The organism is Sphaerisporangium sp. B11E5 (assembly GCF_039871875.1).
GTDB lineage: Bacteria > Actinomycetota > Actinomycetes > Streptosporangiales > Streptosporangiaceae > Sphaerisporangium.
On sequence record NZ_JBDPMD010000014.1, the window covers coordinates 106,894 to 125,933 of the forward strand.

A 19,040-nucleotide genomic window follows, 5' to 3' on the forward strand; every position below is an offset into this window, starting at 1 on the left:
CGGGGTCAGGCCGAGGTGACGACGTCGAAGTCCAGCCCGTCGGCCCGCCCGACGTACACCCGTTGCCGCACCTGGCGGCCGGTCAGCGTGAGCGGCCCGCGCCCGGTGACGATGGTGGTGCCGTCGGCGACCGCCTCGACCGCGGGCACGGCGAGCGACCCGGCCCGCCGGGCCAGCGCCGCGACCAGCAACACGCCCTCGTAGCAGCCGTGCCCGTGCGCGTTGAGCAGCGGCGCGTCCGCCCCGAACATCCGGGTGTACCGCTCGACCAGGCCGAGCCCGGCGTCGGTGGCGACGCTGCCGAAGTACCCCATCGCCGCGTACAGCTCGCCCGTGGTGTCGCCGCCGATGGCGAGCAGCCCGTGCTCCTCCAGCGCCCCGCACAGGCGCGGCAGGGTCAGCCCGTGCGCGGTGAACGCCCGGTTGAAGGCGATCAGGTCGCTGCCGATGAGGTTGAGCAGCACCGCGTCCGGACGCAGCGCGGCCACCTCGCGCACCAGCGGCGCCATGTCGGCCGTGCCGGACGGCACGAGCCGCTCGCCGGCCACCGTCGCCCCCCGCTCCCGCAGGTGGGCCCGCGCCGAGGCGTGCACCAGGCGCGGCCACACGTAGTCGTTGCCGATCAGGAACCACCGCCGCGCCCGGCGGTGCGTCACTAGCCAGTCCAGCCCCGGCCCCACCTGCCGCGACGCGGGCTCGCCGAGGAAGTACACCCCCGGGGGACGCGCGCCGCCCTCGTACGGCGGGGTGTAGACGAACGGCGCGGCGCCGCGCACCGCGCGCTCGATCATGACGCGGACGTCGCTGGCGTGCGTGCCGACCAGCGCGTGCACCGCACCCGCCCGCACCAGCCCGGCGACCTCGCGGGCCACCCGCGCCGGGTCCCGGCCGCCGTCCACCAGCACCAGCTCCAGCGGCCTGCCGAGCGCGCCGCCGGCCGCGTTGACCTCGGTGGCGGCCAGCGTCGCGCAGTTGATGGCGCAGGGCCCGAGCATGCCGAGCACCCCCGACACCGGCACCACCAGGCCCACGCGCAGCGTGCAAGCCTGGAGCAGGTGCGCCTCCAGGGGGTCGATGACCATCGGGACGTGCTCGGCCACGCGCACGAGTATCCTCCTTGCGCACGCCCGGACGAAGGGAGCCTGCGATGGTGACGGGACTCGGGTCTTCGCTGGCGTACCTTCTGAGCCGCGCCGAGCGAGCCGTCAACCGGGCCCTCGCGGCGGCGCTCGCCGCCGAGGACGTCACCGTGGACCAGTGGCGCATCCTGCAGGCCCTCGCCGACGGCCGCGGCCACTCCATGGGCGACCTCGCCGAGGCGGCCCTGATGCCGCACCCCACGCTGACCAAGGCCGTGGACCGTCTGGTGGACCGCGCGCTGGTCTACCGCGGCCACGATCCGGCCGACCGCCGGAAGGTCGCGGTGTTCCTCGCCTCACGGGGCAGTGACCTTCTCGGCCGCCTGGAGGCGGGGATCGCCGAGCACCACCGGGTGATCCTCGCCGGTTACGGGACGGCCCGCACCGAGCGGCTGATGCGCGACCTGGAAGAGTTGGTCCGGTCCCTGGAGGGATGAGCCCGCCGCCAGGTTTGCGCATAAGGTTCATAACGCTGCTCGACAGTGCTCAACGAAGGAGGTCCCGTGGCCGGCTTGCTGGTGGGCCCGATGCTGCGTTACTCCGACGAGGACGGCGCGTCCATCTGGGTGGAGACAAGCGACCCCTGCGAGGTGGCCGTCGAGGTGGAGGGCACCCGCTCCGCCGTCCGCACCTTCACCGTGCACGGGCACCACTACGCCATCGTCGAGGTCCAGGAGAGCGGCGAGTACGCCGTCGAGCTGGACGGCACCCGGGTCTGGCCCGTGGAGGACTTCCCGCCGAGCCGCATCCGCCACGTCACCGAGCTGCGCCGCGTCGCGTTCGGCTCCTGCCGCACCACCGTGCCGCACGACCCCGCGCACGAGGCCACCCACGGCGTGGACGTGCTGCGTGAGTACGGCAAACGGCTGATGGCGGGGGAGGAGCCGCCGGACCTGCTGCTGTTCCTCGGCGACCAGGTGTACGCCGACGAGCTGTCACAGGAGATGCTCGCGTTCATCCGCGCCCGGCGCGACGACGGGCCGAACGAGATCGTCAACTTCGACGAGTACGCCGAGCTGTACCGGCAGGCGTGGACCGAGCCGCTGGTGCGCTGGGTGCTGTCCGTGGTGCCCACAGCGATGATCTTCGACGACCACGACGTGCGCGACGACTGGAACACCTCCGACGCCTGGCGCCGCGAGATCTCCAAGGTGCCCTGGTGGAGCAGCCGGGTGGTGGCCGCGCTCGGCGCGTACTGGATCTACCAGCACCTCGGCAATCTCTCGCCGTCCGAGCGCAAGGCCGACCCGACGTACGCGGAGATCACCTCCGGCGACGCCGACGGCGGCGCGGCGCTGGACGCGTTCGCCGCGCTCGCCGACGCCGACCCCTCCTCCAACCGGTGGAGCTACAGCCGCGACGTCGGCCACAACCGGCTGATCATGCTGGACACCCGCTGCGCCCGCGAGCTCGACCCCGACAAGCGGAGCATGGTGGACGAAGGGGAATGGGAGTGGTTCGCCGAGCGGGCCACCGGGGACGTCGACCACCTGCTCATCGGCTCCTCGGTGCCGGTGTTCCTGCCGAGCGGCATCTTCGACGTGGAGAGCTGGAACGAGGCCGTCGCGGGCGGGGCCTGGGGGCGCGGGGCCGCCAAGGTGGCCGAGACGATGCGCCAGGCCATCGACCTGGAGCACTGGGGGGCGTTCCGGCGGTCGTTCGACCGGCTGGGGTCGCTGCTGGTGGACATCTCCGCCGGGCGGCGGGGGCGGGCGCCGGCCACCGTCGTGCTGCTGTCCGGGGACGTGCACTACTCCTACCTGGCGGCGGCCACCTCCGCCGGGGGGGACCTGGACCACGCCCGCATCTACCAGGCGGTGTGCTCGCCGATCCGGAACCCGCTGAGCCGCGTCGTGCGGTTCGCCAACGTGGTCGGGCAGTTCGGCGTCGCGACCCTGGTGGGGGCCGTGCTGGCCCGCGCGGCGCGGCTGCCCCGGCGGGCCTTCCGATGGAAGATCACCGACGGGCCGTGGTTCCCCAACGTGCTCGCGACCCTGGTGCTGGACGGACGCAAGGCGGCGGTGCGCTGGCACACGGCCCGCCCCGAGTACGAGAAGCTGGCCGAGGTCGTGCTCACCACCACACCGCCGCGGCTCTGACGCCGCGGCGCCGGCTCCGCGACCACCGCGCCGCCCTCTGCCTCGCCGCGCCGGCTCTCTGACCGGTCGCACAGCCTCCTGATTCGCCGCACGGCCCGCGGGTCCGGGCCGTGCGCGATCTCCCGCCCCGGTCAGGCGGCCAGTTCGGCGAGGGCCTCGGCGAGCCGGTCCACCGCCCAGTGCACGTCCTCGGCGGTGACGACCAGCGGCGGGGCCAGGCGGATGGTGGAGCCGTGGGTGTCCTTGGCGAGCACGCCGTGGCGCAGCAGGGCCTCGCAGACCTGGCGGCCGGTGCCGAGCGTGGGGTCGATGTCCACGCCGGCCCACAGGCCGCGCCCGCGGACCGCGACGACGCCGCGGCCGCCGCGCTCCACCGGGCCGATCAGGGCACGCAGCCGCTCGTGCAGGATCTCGCCGAGCTCCCGCGCCCTGGCCTGGTACTCGCCGGAACGCAGCAACTCCACGACGCTGTGCCCGACGGCGCAGGCCAGCGGGTTGCCGCCGAACGTCGAACCGTGCTGGCCCGGCTTGATCACGCCGAGCACGTCCGCGTCCGCCACGACCGCCGACACGGGCACGACGCCGCCGCCGAGGGCCTTGCCGAGCACGTACATGTCGGGCACGACGTCCTCGTGGTCGCAGGCGAAGGTGTCGCCGGTGCGGCCGAGGCCGGACTGGATCTCGTCCGCGATGAACAGCACGTCGTTCTCGGTGCAGATGTCCCGCACCTGCCGCAGGTAGCCCGGCGGCGGCACCAGCACGCCCGCCTCGCCCTGGATCGGCTCAAGCAGCACCGCCACCGTGTCGGCGTCGATGGCGTCACGGACCGCCTCGGCCGAGCCGTACTTGACGATCTTGAACCCTGGGGTGGCGGGGCCGAAGCCGTCACGGGCGTCGGGATCGGTGGAGAAGCTCACGATCGTGGTGGTGCGGCCGTGGAAGTTGTCCTCCATGACCACGATGTTGGCCTGGTCCGGGCGCACGCCCTTGACCTCGTACCCCCACTTGCGGGCCACCTTGATCGCGGTCTCCACCGCCTCGGCGCCGGTGTTCATCGGCAGCACCATGTCCTTGCCGCACAACGCGGCGAGACCCTCGCAGAACTCCCCGAACCGGTCGTGGAAGAACGCCCTGCTGGTGAGGGTCAGCCTCCTGAGCTGGTCCTCGGCGGCCTTGAGGATCTCCTCGTTGCCGTGCCCGAAGTTCAGCGACGAGTACCCCGCCAGGCAGTCCAGGTACCGCCGGCCCTCCACGTCCGTCACCCAGGCGCCCCGGGCCTCGCGGACGACGACAGGCAGCGGGTGGTAGTTGTGCGCGCTGTGCCGTTCCGCGCGCTCGATCAGGTCGTGCGTCACGCTCATGGGCGGATCTCCAATGTGCAGCACTTCGGCCCGCCGCCGGCCTTGCGCAACTCGCTCAGGTCGACCGGGATGACGTTCAGCCCGCGCCGCTTCAACTCCAGCGACAACTCCGCCGCCTCCACGTTGACCACGACGTTCTCACCGTCGCTCACCGCGTTCAGCCCCAGCACCGCCGCGTCCTCCGCCGACGCGATCACCGCGTCCGGGAACATGCGCCGCAGCACCTCCTGGCTCCCCGGCGAGAACGCCCCCGGATAGTACGCGACGTTCCGCCCGTCGATCGGGAAGAGCGCCGTGTCCAGGTGGTAGTACCGCGGATCCACCAGCCGGAGCGTCACCACCGCCCGCCCGAGGAACTCCTGCGCCTCCTGATGCGCCGCCACCGCCGTCCGGAACCCCGTCCCCGCGAGAATCACATCATCGAGGGTGAGAAAGTCCCCTTCCCCCTCATTGATCTGCGTCGCCGCCATCGTGTCGCCGAACCCGTTCGAGGTGAACCACTCCAGGTACGCCGGCCCCTCCGCCGCCCGTTCCGCCGTAGCGAACCGCGCCCCGTAGACCCGCCCCCCCACCACGAGCGCCCCGTTGGCCGCGAACACCATGTCCGGCAGCCCTTCGACCGGCTCGATGAGACTGACCCGATGCCCCAGCTCCTCATACGCGGCCTTGAGCCCCTCCCACTGCCGCACGGCCGTGGCCGCGTCGGCCCCCGCCTGAGGATCCATCCAGGGATTGATCGCGTACTCAACCGCGAAGTACTCGGGTCGGCACATAAGGAAATGCCGGCTGGGCGCCATGTATCACTCCGTCGAGAACCATCGAAACCTGCTGGTCAGAGATGGCTACAGCCTAAAAACCGCGATACGCCCCAACCAGCCACAGACCTTGCGCCTCCCCGAGGATCGATTGCGTCCCGAAAGCCAGAACCATCGATCCGTTGCACAGTGACCCCACCGCCACGCAGCCGTTACACCCCCGTCACACCACCCCACCACCCGAGCCCACTCACCACCACGGCAGCGATCGAGCGGCATCCGCCCGCAGGAGTGATCGCGTTGTGGCGGGCTCATGCTGCCTGGCGGCGGGTGCGGGCCCACGCTCGCACGCCGGCCCGCTCCCGGTAAGGTGCCGCAGCCCTGCCGGTCAACCTGCCCATTGCGGCATTTTCACCTGGTTATGTTCTTCCGCATAGAACGCGGAGAAAGCTGTGGCCAAGGAGAGCTAGTGGTTATGGGGCAGTGGCTGAACCTGGCAACAACCCCACACACCCAGCCCTGGCCGGGCATGACGGAATCAGAATCGGTTCTGACGCCTTTTCAAGCGACCGCGGCACGAATCCCTGAGGAAATCGCCGTCAGGCTGAAAGACCGGCATGTCACCTATGGCGAATTGGCGCAAAGAGTCAGCCGGCTCGCGGATCGGCTCATCGCCGGCGGTGTCGGGCGAGGCAGCTATGTCGCGCTCCTGCTGCCTCGTTCCGTCGACATGGTGGTGGCGATCCTCGGCGTGCTGAGCGCCGGGGCAGCCTACATCCCCCTCGACCCGGCTCACCCCCCCGAGCGGATCGGCGACGTCCTCCACGACGCCAGGCCCGCCTTGGTCCTCACGCACTCGGCGGTCGGCGACGTCGAGGCGGCGATCCCCAAGATCCTGATGGATCGGCCCTCACCCGGCAGCCCCGCTGCCGGGTTCGTCATGGTCCACCCGGACGACGCGGCGTACGCGATCTACACCTCCGGCTCCACGGGCAAGCCCAAAGGGGTAGTGGTCACTCACCGCGCGCTCGCGAACATCTGCGTCTCCGTGGCCGACCTCATCGGCCTGAGGCAGGGGACGACGCTCCTCGCCGTGACCACGCCCGCCTTCGACATCGCCGTGCTCGAACTGGTCCTTCCGTTGCTGTGCGGGATGACGGTCGTTCTCGCGGACAAGGAGACGGTGGACGACCCGGCTGCCCTCGCCGAGCTCCTCGTACGCTCCGGCGCCGACGTCATGCAGGCCACGCCGACCCTGTGGCAGGGCTTGGTGGAGCGGCATCCCGAAGCACTGTCAGGGGTGCATGCCATGGTCGGCGGTGAAGCCCTGCCACCGGATCTGGCGACCCGTCTGTGCCGGTTCGCGCAGGGGGTGACCAACCTCTACGGGCCGACGGAGACCACGGTCTGGTCCACGTTCGCGCGGCTGTCGGGGAGCCACACGAAGCCGCCGCCGATCGGTCAGCCGGTGCGGAACACCGCTGTGTACGTCCTCGACGATCAGCTGACGGCGGTCACGCCGGGCGAGATCGGCGAGCTCTACATCGCCGGCGAAGGGCTGGCCCGGGGCTACCTGAACCGTTCGAGCCTGACGGCCACCCGATTCGTGGCCGACCCGTACGGCCCGCCTGGCACGCGCATGTATCGCACGGGTGACCTGGGCCGGCGAAACGAGTCGGGCGACCTGGAGTTCGCCGGTCGCGTGGATCATCAGGTGAAGCTGCGGGGCCACCGGATCGAACTCGGCGAGATAGAGGCCGTTCTGGGCACGCACCCCGCCGTGGCGAGGGCGGTCGTGACCGCCGCGCCGTACAACGGGGAGCCCGTCCTCGTCGCCTATCTCACGCGGAGGAAGGCGCCGGACGACCAGGACCTGGTACGGGAGCTGCGGGGCCTTGCCGCACGGCACCTGCCCTCCGCCATGGTCCCGAGCTTCTACGTGGTCTTGGCGGAGCTGCCGACGACGTCCAACGGCAAGGTCGATCGTGCCGCATTGCCCCCACCCGGCCCGGAAGCGAGGCGCGGCGCGGGCCGCGAGCCGGGCACGGACCCGGAGCGGCTGCTGTGCGACCTGTTCGGCCAGGTCCTCGGCATCGACCATGTGAGCATCGACGACAACTTCGTCGATCTGGGCGGCACCTCGATCGTCGCGCAGCGGCTGATCGAGCGGATGCGGCGTGCGGCGGGGGTCGAGATGCCACTCACGGAGCTGTTCGCCATGGGAACCATCGAAGCCCTGGCGGCGAACCTGCATACCCTGCCGGCTGCCCGGCCGTCGTTGATCCGGGCCTCCCGGCCCCCTCAGAGCGGAGACGACCTGTGAGCGGACCGCTCTCCCACGCGCAGAAGCGCCTGTGGCTGCACCAGCAGATGGATGACCATGGCGCGCTGTACAACGTGCCGTGGCTCGTGGAGCTGTCCGGAGTCGTGGACTGCGCGGCACTCGACCGGGCTCTTGAGGACGTGGTGGCTCGTCACGAGCCACTGCGGACCGTCTTTCCCTTCGTCGACGACCAGCTGCGGCCGGAAGTGCTGGCACCCCAGCCGGTGCTGACCCGGGTGAGAATCGAGGCCGAGGAACTCGAGGCCGCCGTCGCCGCCGAAGCCAGGACGCCCTTCGAGCTGAGTAGCGAGCTGCCCGTGCGCGCCCGGCTGTTCAGCGTCTCGGAGCAGGAGCACACGCTGCTCATCGTGTTCCATCACCTCGCGGTCGACGACGTCTCGATGCGCCCCTTCTTCCGGGATCTGTCGGTGGCGTACGCGGCGCGGTGTGCGGGGCGGGTTCCTGGGTGGGAGCCGTTGCCGGTGCGGTACGCGGATTACGCGGTGTGGCAGCGGGAGGTCCTGGGGGAGGAGAACGATCCGGGCAGTGTCGTCTCCGGTCAGTTGGCGTATTGGACGGGGGCTTTGGCGGGGTTGCCGGAGGAGTTGAATCTCCCGTTTGATCGGCCGCGGCCTGTGGTGGCGTCGTATCGGGGTGGGGTGGTGGAGTTCTCCGTGGATGCGGCGGTGCATGCGCGGTTGGTGGGGTTGGCGCGGGAGTGCCGGTGCACGGTGTTCATGGTGGTGCAGGCGGCGGTGGCGGCGTTGTTGTCGCGGTTGGGGGCCGGTGGTGACGTGCCGATCGGGGCGCCGGTGGCGGGGCGTTCTGATGAGGCGTTGGAAGATCTGGTGGGCTTCTTTGTGAATACGTTGGTGTTGCGTACTGATGTGTCGGGGGATCCGACGTTCCGGGAGTTGCTGGAGCGGGTGCGGCAGGCGGATCTGGCGGCGTTCGCGCATCAGGATCTGCCGTTCGAGTTCCTGGTGGAGAAGCTGAACCCGGTCCGGTCGGCCTCCCGCCACCCACTTTTCCAGGTGGTGCTCGCGTTCCAGGACGAGGCGCCTTTTGAGCTGGACCTCGTCGGGCTGAGCGTGCTGAGCTGCCGGGAGATCAGCAACGGGTTCTCGGAGTTCGACCTGACGATCACGATGCGGGAACGGGGTGCGTCGGCGGGCTTCGACGCGAGTATCGAATACGCCGCGGATTTGTTTGATCGGGTGTCGGTGGAGGGGTTGGCGGGTCGGTTGGTGGGGTGGTTGGGGGCGTTGGTGGCTGATCCTGATGTGCGGGTGGGGGAGGTGGGGTTGTTGTCGGAGGGTGAGTTGCGGTTGGTGGTGGAGGAGTGGAGTGGGTCGGGTTTGGTGGTGGGGGAGGGGTTGTTGCCGGAGTTGTTCGGGGTGCAGGTGGCGCGGTCGCCGGGGGCGACGGCGTTGGTGTGTGGGGGGCGGGTGGTGAGTTTTGCTGAGCTTGAGGGGTTGGTGGAGGGGTTGGCTGGGGTGTTGGTGGGGTGTGGGGTGGGGTTGGAGGATGTGGTGGGGGTGGCGTTGCCGCGTTCGGTGGGGTCGGTGGTGGCGGTGCTGGCGGTGTTGCGGGTGGGTGGGGTGTTTGTGGCGTTGGATTTGGGGTTGCCGGTGGGTCGGGTGGCGCGGGTGGTGGCGGATGCTGATCCGAAGGTGGTTTTGGTGTCGGGTGAGGGGGTGCCGGCGTCGTGGGGTGGGGTGCCGTGGGATGTGGCCAGGGAGGTGCGGGTCGGGCTTGATGGGGAGGTCGGGCCGGTGGTGGACGGGTCGGTGGTGGACGGGTCGGTGGTGGATGGGGCGGTGGTGGATAGGCGGGTGGTGGGTCCGTTGGCGGGGTCGTTGGCGTATGTGATTTATACGTCGGGTTCGACGGGTGAGCCGAAGGCGGTGGCGGTTGAGCATCGGAGTTTGGTGAATTTGTTTTTTGCGCATGTGGTGGGGTTGTTTGGTCCGGCGTCGGGTGGGCGGCGGTTGCGGGTGGCGTTGACGAATGGGTTTGGGTTTGATGGGTTCTGGATGGGTGTGTTGTGGATGGTGGCGGGTCATGAGTTGCATTTGATTGGTGATGAGGTGCGGTTTGATGCGCATGCGTTGGTGGGGTATGCGGCGGAGCGGGGTATTGATGTGCTGGATAGTACGCCGAGTTTTGTGCGGGAGTTGGTGGCGGTTGCTGATGAGTTGGGGGGTGGGTATTTTCCGGGGGTTTTGGTGTTGGCGGGTGAGGCGATCGGTGAGGGGTTGTGGCGGCGGTTGCATCCGTTGGTTTCGACGGTGTGTTTCAATTTTTATGCGCCGACGGAGTGTACGGCTGAGGCGGTGTCGGCGTGTTTGGGGGAGTTCGAGCGGCCGGTGTTGGGGAGGCCGATGGGTAATACGCGGGTGTTTGTGTTGGATGGGCGGTTGCGGCCGGTGGTGCCGGGTGTGGTGGGGGAGTTGTATTTGTCTGGGCCGCAGGTGGCGCGGGGGTATCGGGATCGTCCGGGGTTGACGGCGGAGCGGTTTGTGGCGTGTCCGTTCGGGGTGGGGGAGCGGATGTATCGCTCTGGGGATCTGGTGCGGTGGCGTGCTGATGGGGTGCTGGAGTTCGTGGGCCGGGTCGATGATCAGGTGAAGGTGCGGGGTTTCCGGGTGGAGTTGGGTGAGGTCGAGCATGCTTTGGTGCGGTGTCCGGGGGTGGAGGCGGCTGTGGTGGTCGCCCGGGACAGGCTGGTGGCGTATGTGGTGGGCCGGGTCGAGGTCGAGACGGTGCGGGCGTGGGCACGCGGGGTGTTGCCGGAGTACATGGTGCCGTCGGTGTTCATGCGGGTGGAGACGCTGCCGCTGACCGTCAACGGCAAGGTGGACCGGCGCGCGTTACCGGAACCGGATCTCACGGGTGTGGGCGGGGATTACGTGGCGCCGCGTACCGCGGTGGAGGAGCGGTTGTGCGGGCTGTTCGCCGAGGTGCTCGGGGTGGAGCGCGTCGGGATCGAGGACAGCTTCTTCGACCTCGGTGGTCATTCGCTGCTGGCGGTGCGGTTGATGAGCCGGATCCGGTCGGAGTTCGGGGTCGAGATCGAGGTCCGGGCGTTGTTCGAGGACGCCACGGTCGCGGGAGTCGCGGTGCAGGTGGCGGGCGGTACGCGACGGCGGCCTGAGCTGCGGCGGGTGGTCCGGCCGGAGCGGGTGCCGCTGTCGTTCGCGCAGCGGCGGATGTGGTTCCTGAACCTGCTGGAGGATCGCGGCGCGACCTACAACATGCCCTCGGTGCTCCGCATCCGGGGTGATCTTGACGTTGCGGCGTTGCGGCTGGCCCTGGCCGATGTGGTGGGGCGGCACGAGAGCCTGCGCACGGTGATCGAGCACGTCGACGGCCGGCCGTACCAGAAAGTGCTCGAAGCCGGGGCGGTCCTGGGTGATGTGATCGCCTGTGACGAGCAGGGCTTGGCAGCTGCGGTGAGCGCGGCGACGGGGCGTGGATTCGACCTGTCGGCCGAGATCCCGGTGCGCGCGACGCTGCTTCGGCTGGATGCCGGGGAGCACGTGCTGGCGCTGGTGCTGCACCACATCGCCGGTGACGGCTGGTCGGTGGGGCCGTTGTTGCGGGATCTGTCGATGGCCTATGCGGCGCGGTGCGCGGGACGGGTTCCTGAGTGGGAGCCGTTGCCGGTGCAGTACGCGGATTACGCGGTGTGGCAGCAGGAGCTGTTGGGGGAGGAGGGCGACCCGGAAAGCCTCTTGTCGGAGCAGTTGGCGTATTGGACGGAGGCGTTGGCGGGGTTGCCGGAGGAGTTGAATCTCCCGTTTGATCGGCCGCGGCCTGTGGTGGCGTCGTATCGGGGTGGGGTGGTGGAGTTTTCTGTGGATGCGGGGGTGCATGGGCGGTTGGTGGGGTTGGCGCGGGAGTGTCGGTGCACGGTGTTCATGGTGGTGCAGGCGGCGGTGGCGGCGTTGTTGTCGCGGTTGGGGGCTGGTGGTGATGTGCCGATCGGGGCGCCGGTGGCGGGGCGTTCGGATGAGGCGTTGGAGGATCTGGTGGGGTTTTTTGTGAATACGTTGGTGTTGCGTACTGATGTGTCGGGGGATCCGACGTTCCGGGAGTTGCTGGAGCGGGTGCGGCAGGCGGATCTGGCGGCGTTCGCGCATCAGGATCTGCCGTTCGAGTTCCTGGTGGAGAAGCTGAACCCGGTCCGGTCGGCCTCCCGCCACCCGCTCTTCCAGGTGATGGTGACCCTGCAGAACAACGCCGACGGCGAGTTCGGCCTGCACGAGCTGGACGTCATCGACGAGCCGGCTTCCCTCGACACGGTGAAGTTCGACCTGTCGTTCGGGTTCGCGGAGCGGCAAGGCGCGGATGGTGATCCGGCAGGCCTCGGCGGAGCTCTGCAATACGCCGGCGACCTGCTCGACCCGAGCACCGCCGAGCGGATGGTCACGTGGCTGGCGCGATTGCTGACAGCGGTGGCCGGCGACCCGGACGTACGGCTGAGCGCGGTGGAGCTGCTGTCCGCGGCCGAGCGGCGGCAGGTGCTGGAGGACTGGAACGACACCGGGACACCCCCACAGGCGGATCGGTGCCTGCACGAGCTGTTCCAGGAGCAGGTGCGGCGGAGCCCGCATGCGGTGGCGGTGGTGTGCGATGCGGTCGAGGCGACGTATGCGGAGCTGAACGACCGGGCCAACCAGCTGGCCCACTGGCTGATGGAGCGGGGGGCCGGCCCGGAGGCGCTGGTCGGGGTGGTCATGCCGCGGTCGGTGGAGTTGCTGGTGGCGTTGCTGGGAGTGTGGAAAGCGGGTGCGGCGTACGTGCCGCTGGACGTCGACTACCCGCCGGAGCGGATCGATTCCACCTTGCGGGATGCGACGCCGGTGCTGGTGTTGGAGAAACTGCCCGACCTGGCCGGATATCCGATGGCCGACCCGGCGGTGCGAGTGGAGCCGGCACATCCGGCGTATGTCATCTACACCTCTGGCTCGACCGGCAAGCCCAAGGGCGTCGTGCTGGAGCATCGCTCGGTGGTGAGCTATCTGCAGGGGGCGACACATCGGTATCCGGCGGCCCGGGGAACGACTCTGGTGCATTCCTCGATCGCCTTCGACCTGACGGTGACGGGGTTGTTCACCACCCTGATGTCGGGCGGCCGGGTCCATCTGACGCGATTGGAGGATCTCGGCGGTGACCCGGGTGAGCCGGTGACGTTCGCCAAGGCGACTCCGTCGCATCTTCCGCTGCTGGAGGGCATGGCGGCGACATGGTCACCCAGCGAGATGTTGATCCTCGGTGGGGAGGCCTTGACCGGTGAGGTGGTGTCGCGCTGGCGGCAGGCCCATCCGGAGGTGACCGTGGTCAACGCCTACGGGCCGACGGAGTTGACGGTCAACTGCACGGAGTTCCGCATCGCGCCACGGGCTGAGGTGCCGCCGGGTCCGGTACCGATCGGCCGTCCGTTCGCCGGCGTGCGGGCTTATGTGTTGGACGGGCTTCTGCGGCCGGTGTTGCCGGGCGTGGCGGGGGAGCTGTACGTCTCCGGGGCACAGGTGGCGCGGGGGTATCGCGACCGGCCGGGATTGACGGCGGAGCGGTTCGTGGCGTGCCCGTTCGAGGTGGGGGAGCGGATGTACCGCACCGGCGATGTGGTGCGGTGGCGTGCGGACGGGCTGCTGGAGTTCGTGGGCCGGGTCGACGACCAGGTGAAGGTGCGGGGTTTCCGGGTGGAGCTGGGTGAGGTCGAGCATGCTTTGGTGCGGTGTCCGGGGGTGGAGGCGGCTGTGGTGGTCGCCCGGGACAGGCTGGTGGCGTATCTGGTCGGTCAGGTCGAGATCGAGACGGTGCGGGCGTGGGCACGCGGGGTGTTGCCGGAGTACATGGTGCCGTCGGTGTTCATGCGGGTGGAGACGCTGCCGTTGACCGTCAACGGCAAGGTGGACCGGCGCGCTCTCCCAGAGCCGGATCTTGCCGGGATGGCGGGAGAATACGTGGCGCCGCGTACCGCGGTCGAGGAACGGTTGTGCGAGCTGTTCGCCGAGGTGCTCGGGGTGGAGCGCGTCGGGATCGAGGACAGCTTCTTCGACCTCGGTGGTCATTCGCTGCTGGCGGTGCGGTTGATGAGCCGGATCCGGTCGGAGTTCGGGGTCGAGATCGAGCTTCGGGCGTTGTTCGAGGACGCCACGGTCGCGGGAGTCGCGGTGCAGGTGGCGGCCGGTGCGCAACGGCGGCCCGAGTTGCGGCGGGTGGTCCGGCCGGAGCGGGTGCCGCTGTCGTTCGCGCAGCGGCGGATGTGGTTCCTGAACCTGCTGGAGGAGCGGAGCGCGACCTACAACGTGCCCTCGGTGTTCCGGCTGCGGGGCGACCTTGACGTGGTGGCCCTGCGGCTGGCCCTGGCCGATGTGGTGGGGCGGCACGAGAGCCTGCGCACGGTGATCGAGCAGGTCGACGGCCTGCCGTACCAGAAGGTGCTGGAGACGCCGGGCCTTGAGATCCCGCTCGTGGAGGTGAGCGCGAGCGAGCTGCCCGGGGTCGTGGCTGAGGTGACCGAGCGTGGATTCGACCTGTCGGCCGAGATCCCGGTGCGCGCGACGCTGCTTCGGCTGGGTGCCGGGGAGCACGTGCTGGCGCTGGTGCTGCACCACATCGCTGACGACGGCTTATCGGTGGGGCCGTTGTTGCGGGACCTGTCGGTGGCGTATGCGGCGCGGTGTGCGGGGCGGGTTCCTGGGTGGGAGCCGTTGCCGGTGCAGTACGCGGATTACGCGGTGTGGCAGCAGGAGCTGCTTGGGGAGGAGGGCGACCCGGAAAGCCTGTTGTCGGAGCAGTTGGCGTATTGGACGGAGGCGCTGGCGGGGTTGCCGGAGGAGTTGAGTTTGCCGTTTGATCGGCCGCGGCCGGTGGTGGCGTCGTATCGGGGTGGGGTGGTGGAGTTCTCGGTGGATGCGGGGGTGCATGGGCGGTTGGTGGGGTTGGCGCGGGAGTGCCGGTGCACGGTGTTCATGGTGGTGCAGGCGGCGGTGGCGGCGTTGTTGTCGCGGCTGGGGGCCGGTGGTGACGTGCCGATCGGGGCGCCGGTGGCGGGGCGTTCGGATGAGGCGTTGGAAGACCTGGTGGGGTTTTTCGTGAATACGTTGGTGTTGCGTACTGATGTGTCGGGGGATCCGACGTTCCGGGAGTTGCTGGAGCGGGTACGGCAGGCGGATCTAGCCGCGTTCGCGCATCAGGATCTGCCGTTCGAGTTCCTGGTGGAGAAGCTCAACCCGGCTCGGTCGGCCTCCCGCCACCCGCTCTTCCAGGTGATCGTGACCGCCCAGCAAGCCGGCCAGGGGCTGTTGTCCCTCCCGGGCGTGGAGATGGAACCGCTGGATCCAGGGGTTCCGCAGGCGAAGTTCGACCTGCAGTTCGGCTTCACGGAATACCAGGAAGGGCTGAGCGGGGCTCTGCAGTACGCCTGCGACCTGTTCGAGCCGAGCACCGCCGAGCGGATGGTCACGTCGCTGGCCCGGTTGCTGACGGCAGTTGCCGAAGACCCGGATCTCCGGCTGAGCGCGGTGGATCTGTGGACGCAGGACATGCGCCGGCTCGTGCTGGAGGAGTGGAACGACAACGGGACGACGCCGGAGATCGACCGGTGCGTCCACGAGGTGTTCCAGGAGCAGGTCCGGTGGAACCCGCAGGCGGTGGCGGTGGTGTCCGAGGGCGCGGAGCTGACGTATGCGGAGGTGGACGCGCGGGCGAACCGGCTGGCGCGAGTCCTGGTGGCGGCCGGCGTCGCAGCGGAGTCGAGCGTGGGGGTGCTGCTGGAGCGTTCGGCCGACGTGGTGGTGTCCACCCTTGCGGTGTTGAAGGCGGGGGGCGCGTACGTGCCGCTCAACGAGCGGTTCCCGGTGTCGCGGATGAAGCTGATGCTGGCGGATGCGGGTGCGGTGGTGCTGCTGGCCGACGAGGCGAGCGCCGGACGGGCGGCGGAGCTGGGACTGCCGGTGATCCGGGCCGACGAGGCGGCGACGAAGGGTGACGGCACGGATCTCGGGATCACCGTGGATTCGCGTCAGGCGGCCTACGTGATGTACACCTCGGGCTCGGCGGGTGTGCCGAAGGGCGTGGTGGTGGGGCACGCCGAGGTGGTGGCCCTGGCCTCGGACCGGCGGTGGGAGGCGCACAGGCGGGTGCTGATGCATTCGCCGTACTCCTTCGACGCCTCGACCTACGAGCTGTTCGCTCCGTTGCTGAACGGTGGAACGGTGGTGGTGGCTCCCCCGGGGCAGTGGAGCGCGCACGGGTTCGCCGAGGTGGTGAAGTGGAGCCGGGCGGACGCGGTGTGGCTGACCGCCGGGCTGTTCGCGGAGATCGCTCGCGCGACCCCGGGATCCCTGGCGACAGTCCGGCAGGTGTGGACCGGCGGGGATGTGGTTCAGGCCGCGGCGGCGCGTGAGGTGCTGCGGCATTGCCCGGGGCTGACCGTGGTGGACGGGTACGGGCCGACCGAGACCACGACGTTCGCGACCTGTTTTCCCATGACGGCAGCCGACCTGGTGCCGGATTCGGTGCCGATCGGCCGGCCGATGGATGGGATGCGGGTGTTCGTGCTGGATGAGTTCCTGCGGCCGGTGCTGCCCGGTGTGGTGGGGGAGCTGTATGTGGCGGGGGCGGGTGTGGCGCGCGGGTACGTGGGCCGGCCGGGGCTGACGTCGGAGCGGTTCGTGGCGTGCCCGTTCGGGCTGGGCGAGCGCATGTATCGCACCGGTGATCTGGTGCGCTGGGGCGCGGACGGGGCGCTGGAGTTCCTTGGCCGGGTCGATGACCAGGTGAAGATCCGGGGCTTCCGGGTGGAGCTGGGTGAGGTCGAGCACGCGCTCGCTCGGTGTCCGGGGGTGGAGGCGGCTGTGGTGGTCGCCCGGGACAGGCTGGTGGCGTATCTGGTCGGTCAGGCCGAGATCGAGACGGTGCGGGCGTGGGCACGCGGGGTGTTGCCGGAGTACATGGTGCCGTCGGTGTTCATGCGGGTGGAGACGCTGCCGCTGACCGTCAACGGCAAGGTGGACCGGCGGGCGTTACCGGAACCGGACATTGCCGAGGTCTCGCACGGTTACGCGCCGCCGCGCACCGCGGCCGAAGAACGGTTGTGCGAGCTGTTCGCCGAGGTGCTCGGGGTGGAACGCGTCGGGATCGACGACAGCTTCTTCGACCTCGGTGGTCATTCGCTGCTCGCGGTGCGGTTGATGAGCCGGATCCGGACGGAGTTCGAGGCCGGGATCGAGGTCCGGACCTTGTTCGAGAACCCCACCGTCGCAGGACTCGCCGCCCACATCGAAGGCCGCGTGCCGGGCCGGGACAGAGCCGCGGGCCTCGGCGTCCTGCTGCCGCTGCGCGCACAGGGTGATCGCCCGGCGCTCTTCTGCTTCCACCCGATCAGCGGGCTGAGCTGGAGCTACGCCAGCATCTTGCCGTATGTCCCGCCGGGCCATCCGGTGTACGGCCTGCAGGCGCGAGGGATCCATGACGGTACGGCGCCCCCCGGAAGCATCGAGGAGATGGCGGCCGACTACGTGGAGCAGATTCGCTCCGTCCAGCCCGCGGGCCCCTACCATCTCCTCGGCTGGTCACTCGGAGGCGTGATCGCGCACGCGGTGACGGCGCGCCTGGAAGCCGAGGGGGACACGGTACGGACACTGGTGGCGCTCGACGCCCAGCTGCCCGACCCTCAGCGCATCGGCCGGCAGCTCCACCACCAGGCCCCCGACGCGTCAGGCACGTATGCCGCGCTCTGGCGCGCGATGGGACACGCGCCTGAGGCGCCGACGACCCGTCAGGACTTCAAGCACCGGCTGCAGGACGTGCAACCCGAGCTTCAGGGGCTGGAGGACGCCATCCTCGAGGGCCTGATCTCGGTCATGCTGAACAATGACGCGCTTCTCGGAGCTCATCGGCCGACGCGGATAGCCGCCGATGTGCTGCTGTTCACAGCGGCGGAAAGCCGGCACCCCCGAGATGACGACCGTCATTGGCGCCGCTACGTCACCGGTTCAGTGGAGGTGCGTCCGGTGCCGATCCGTCATGCCGATTTCGCCGCCCCCGCAGCCATGGCCGTCATCGGCCCGGAGGTGGCCGAACGGCTGCAGGCAAACGTCGATGGGAAACAGCAGTGAGAGCTCTGGTCATCGGAAGCGGGATCGCCGGCCTCAGCGCCGCCCTTTACCTGGAACGCGCCGGAGTCGACGTCCAGGTGCTCGAGAAGAGCGGTGACGTCCGCCAAGTCGGGCTGGGGCTGAACATCCTGCCCTACGCCGTCCAGGAGCTGGCCGAGCTGGGACTCCTGGGGGAGCTGCACCGCAGCGCTATCCCGACCGTCGAGGAGATCTACGCCAACCGCCTGGGACAGCTGATCTGGAAGGAACCGTGCGGCACGGAGGCGGGGCATCCGGCTCCACAACTCGCCATCTCCCGCGGCCGGCTCCAGGGACTCCTGTACCGCGCGGTGCTCGAGCGGCTCGGCGAGTCGGTCGTGCGGACAGGCCATCACCTCGTCGGGTTCCAGCAGGATGAGACGGGCGTCACCGCGCACTTCACCGACCAGGCGCCCGTCAGAGGCGACCTTCTCATCGGTGCCGACGGCATCCACTCCACCGTCCGTTCGCAGCTCTTCCCGGGGGAAGGGCCGCCGAAATGGAATGGTGTCACCCTGTGGCGCGGAGCCACCGAATGGCCCGCGTTCTTCGACGGGAACTCGGTTCTCGTCGCGGGCGGCGAATCCGGCAAGGTCGTGATCTACCCCATGGGCGAGGGTGCCCGCGTGGGGACCCGGCTGACCAACTGGGTGGTCTGCGTCAAGACGTCCCAAGGCTCCGGCCCGCCGCCTCGCCGGCAGGACTGGCTGCGACAGGGACAGCGCACGGACGTGGACAGATATCTCACCCGCTTCTCCCTTCCCTACATCGACGTCGCAGGGCTCGTCCACGCCACCGATGAGTTCTACGAATTCCCCCTGTGCGATCGTGACCCGCTGCCTTGGTGGTCCTCGGGCCGCGTCACCCTTCTCGGCGACGCCGCGCACCCCATGTACCCGATGGGCTCCAACGGGGTCGGCCAGGCGATCTTGGACGCCAAGTCGCTCGCCGAGCACCTGGGTAAGGCGGGCGATCCAGCGACGGCTCTGGCCGGCTACCAGGACGACCGGCTGAGCGTGACCGCGCAGTTCGTGCACAGGAGCCGCAGAGGTGGCCTGGACAGTGTGATCGATGAGATCGAAGGGCGAGCGCCGGACGGCTTCGACGATATCGAGGACATCGTCGCGCGGGATGAACTCCTGGAGCTGGTGCGGCGGGCCTCGTCAGGCGTCTGAGGTCAGACTCACGCTTCTGTGGCGGGCAGTGCGG

The 19,040-nt window shown here is 69.7% G+C and carries 8 protein-coding genes; 5 read left to right on the top strand and 3 right to left on the bottom strand.

The window, feature by feature from the left end:
• Positions 1-5: 5 nt before the first annotated feature.
• Positions 6-1,106, bottom strand: coding sequence for a substrate-binding domain-containing protein (locus ABGB17_RS16230; RefSeq protein WP_347630163.1), 1,101 nt, complete (start codon positions 1,104-1,106; stop codon positions 6-8).
• A gap of 41 nt (positions 1,107-1,147) precedes the next feature.
• On the opposite strand from ABGB17_RS16230, the gene ABGB17_RS16235 reads away from it, so the two are divergent.
• Both ABGB17_RS16235 and ABGB17_RS16240 read left to right on the top strand, forming a co-directional pair.
• The gene (locus ABGB17_RS16235) at positions 1,148-1,576 is read left to right on the top strand and encodes a MarR family transcriptional regulator (protein WP_347630165.1); all 429 of its coding nucleotides are present in this window, start codon (positions 1,148-1,150) and stop codon (positions 1,574-1,576) included.
• Positions 1,577-1,642: 66 nt separating this feature from the next.
• The gene (locus ABGB17_RS16240; RefSeq protein ID WP_347630167.1) at positions 1,643-3,238 is read left to right on the top strand and encodes an alkaline phosphatase D family protein; all 1,596 of its coding nucleotides are present in this window, start codon (positions 1,643-1,645) and stop codon (positions 3,236-3,238) included.
• A 131-nt stretch (positions 3,239-3,369) separates the two neighbouring features.
• Here ABGB17_RS16240 and rocD read toward each other — a convergent pair whose 3' ends face one another.
• Positions 3,370-4,599 (bottom strand): ornithine--oxo-acid transaminase, encoded by a 1,230-nt coding sequence (gene rocD / locus ABGB17_RS16245; protein WP_347630169.1) that lies wholly within the window; start codon positions 4,597-4,599, stop codon positions 3,370-3,372.
• Entirely contained in the window at positions 4,596-5,396 is an 801-nt protein-coding gene (gene ddaH, locus ABGB17_RS16250) for a dimethylargininase (protein ID WP_347630171.1), read from the bottom strand. The genes rocD and ddaH overlap by 4 nt, the downstream gene beginning before the upstream one ends.
• A gap of 433 nt (positions 5,397-5,829) precedes the next feature.
• Here ddaH and ABGB17_RS16255 point away from each other — a divergent pair, with 433 nt between their 5' ends.
• Genes ABGB17_RS16255 through ABGB17_RS16265 form a run of 3 tightly spaced genes read left to right on the top strand, consistent with a single transcriptional unit; the run spans position 5,830 to position 19,006 of the window.
• The gene (locus tag ABGB17_RS16255; RefSeq protein WP_347630173.1) at positions 5,830-7,677 is read left to right on the top strand and encodes a non-ribosomal peptide synthetase; all 1,848 of its coding nucleotides are present in this window, start codon (positions 5,830-5,832) and stop codon (positions 7,675-7,677) included.
• A complete protein-coding gene (locus ABGB17_RS16260; protein ID WP_347630175.1) occupies positions 7,674-17,813 on the top strand; it encodes an amino acid adenylation domain-containing protein in 10,140 nt (3,379 codons plus the stop codon). Before ABGB17_RS16255 ends, ABGB17_RS16260 begins: the two co-directional genes overlap by 4 nt.
• Positions 17,810-19,006 carry an FAD-dependent monooxygenase gene (locus ABGB17_RS16265; RefSeq protein ID WP_347630177.1) on the top strand — a complete coding sequence of 399 codons (1,197 nt, stop codon included), beginning with the start codon at positions 17,810-17,812 and terminating at the stop codon, positions 19,004-19,006. Before ABGB17_RS16260 ends, ABGB17_RS16265 begins: the two co-directional genes overlap by 4 nt.
• Positions 19,007-19,040 lie beyond the last annotated feature (34 nt).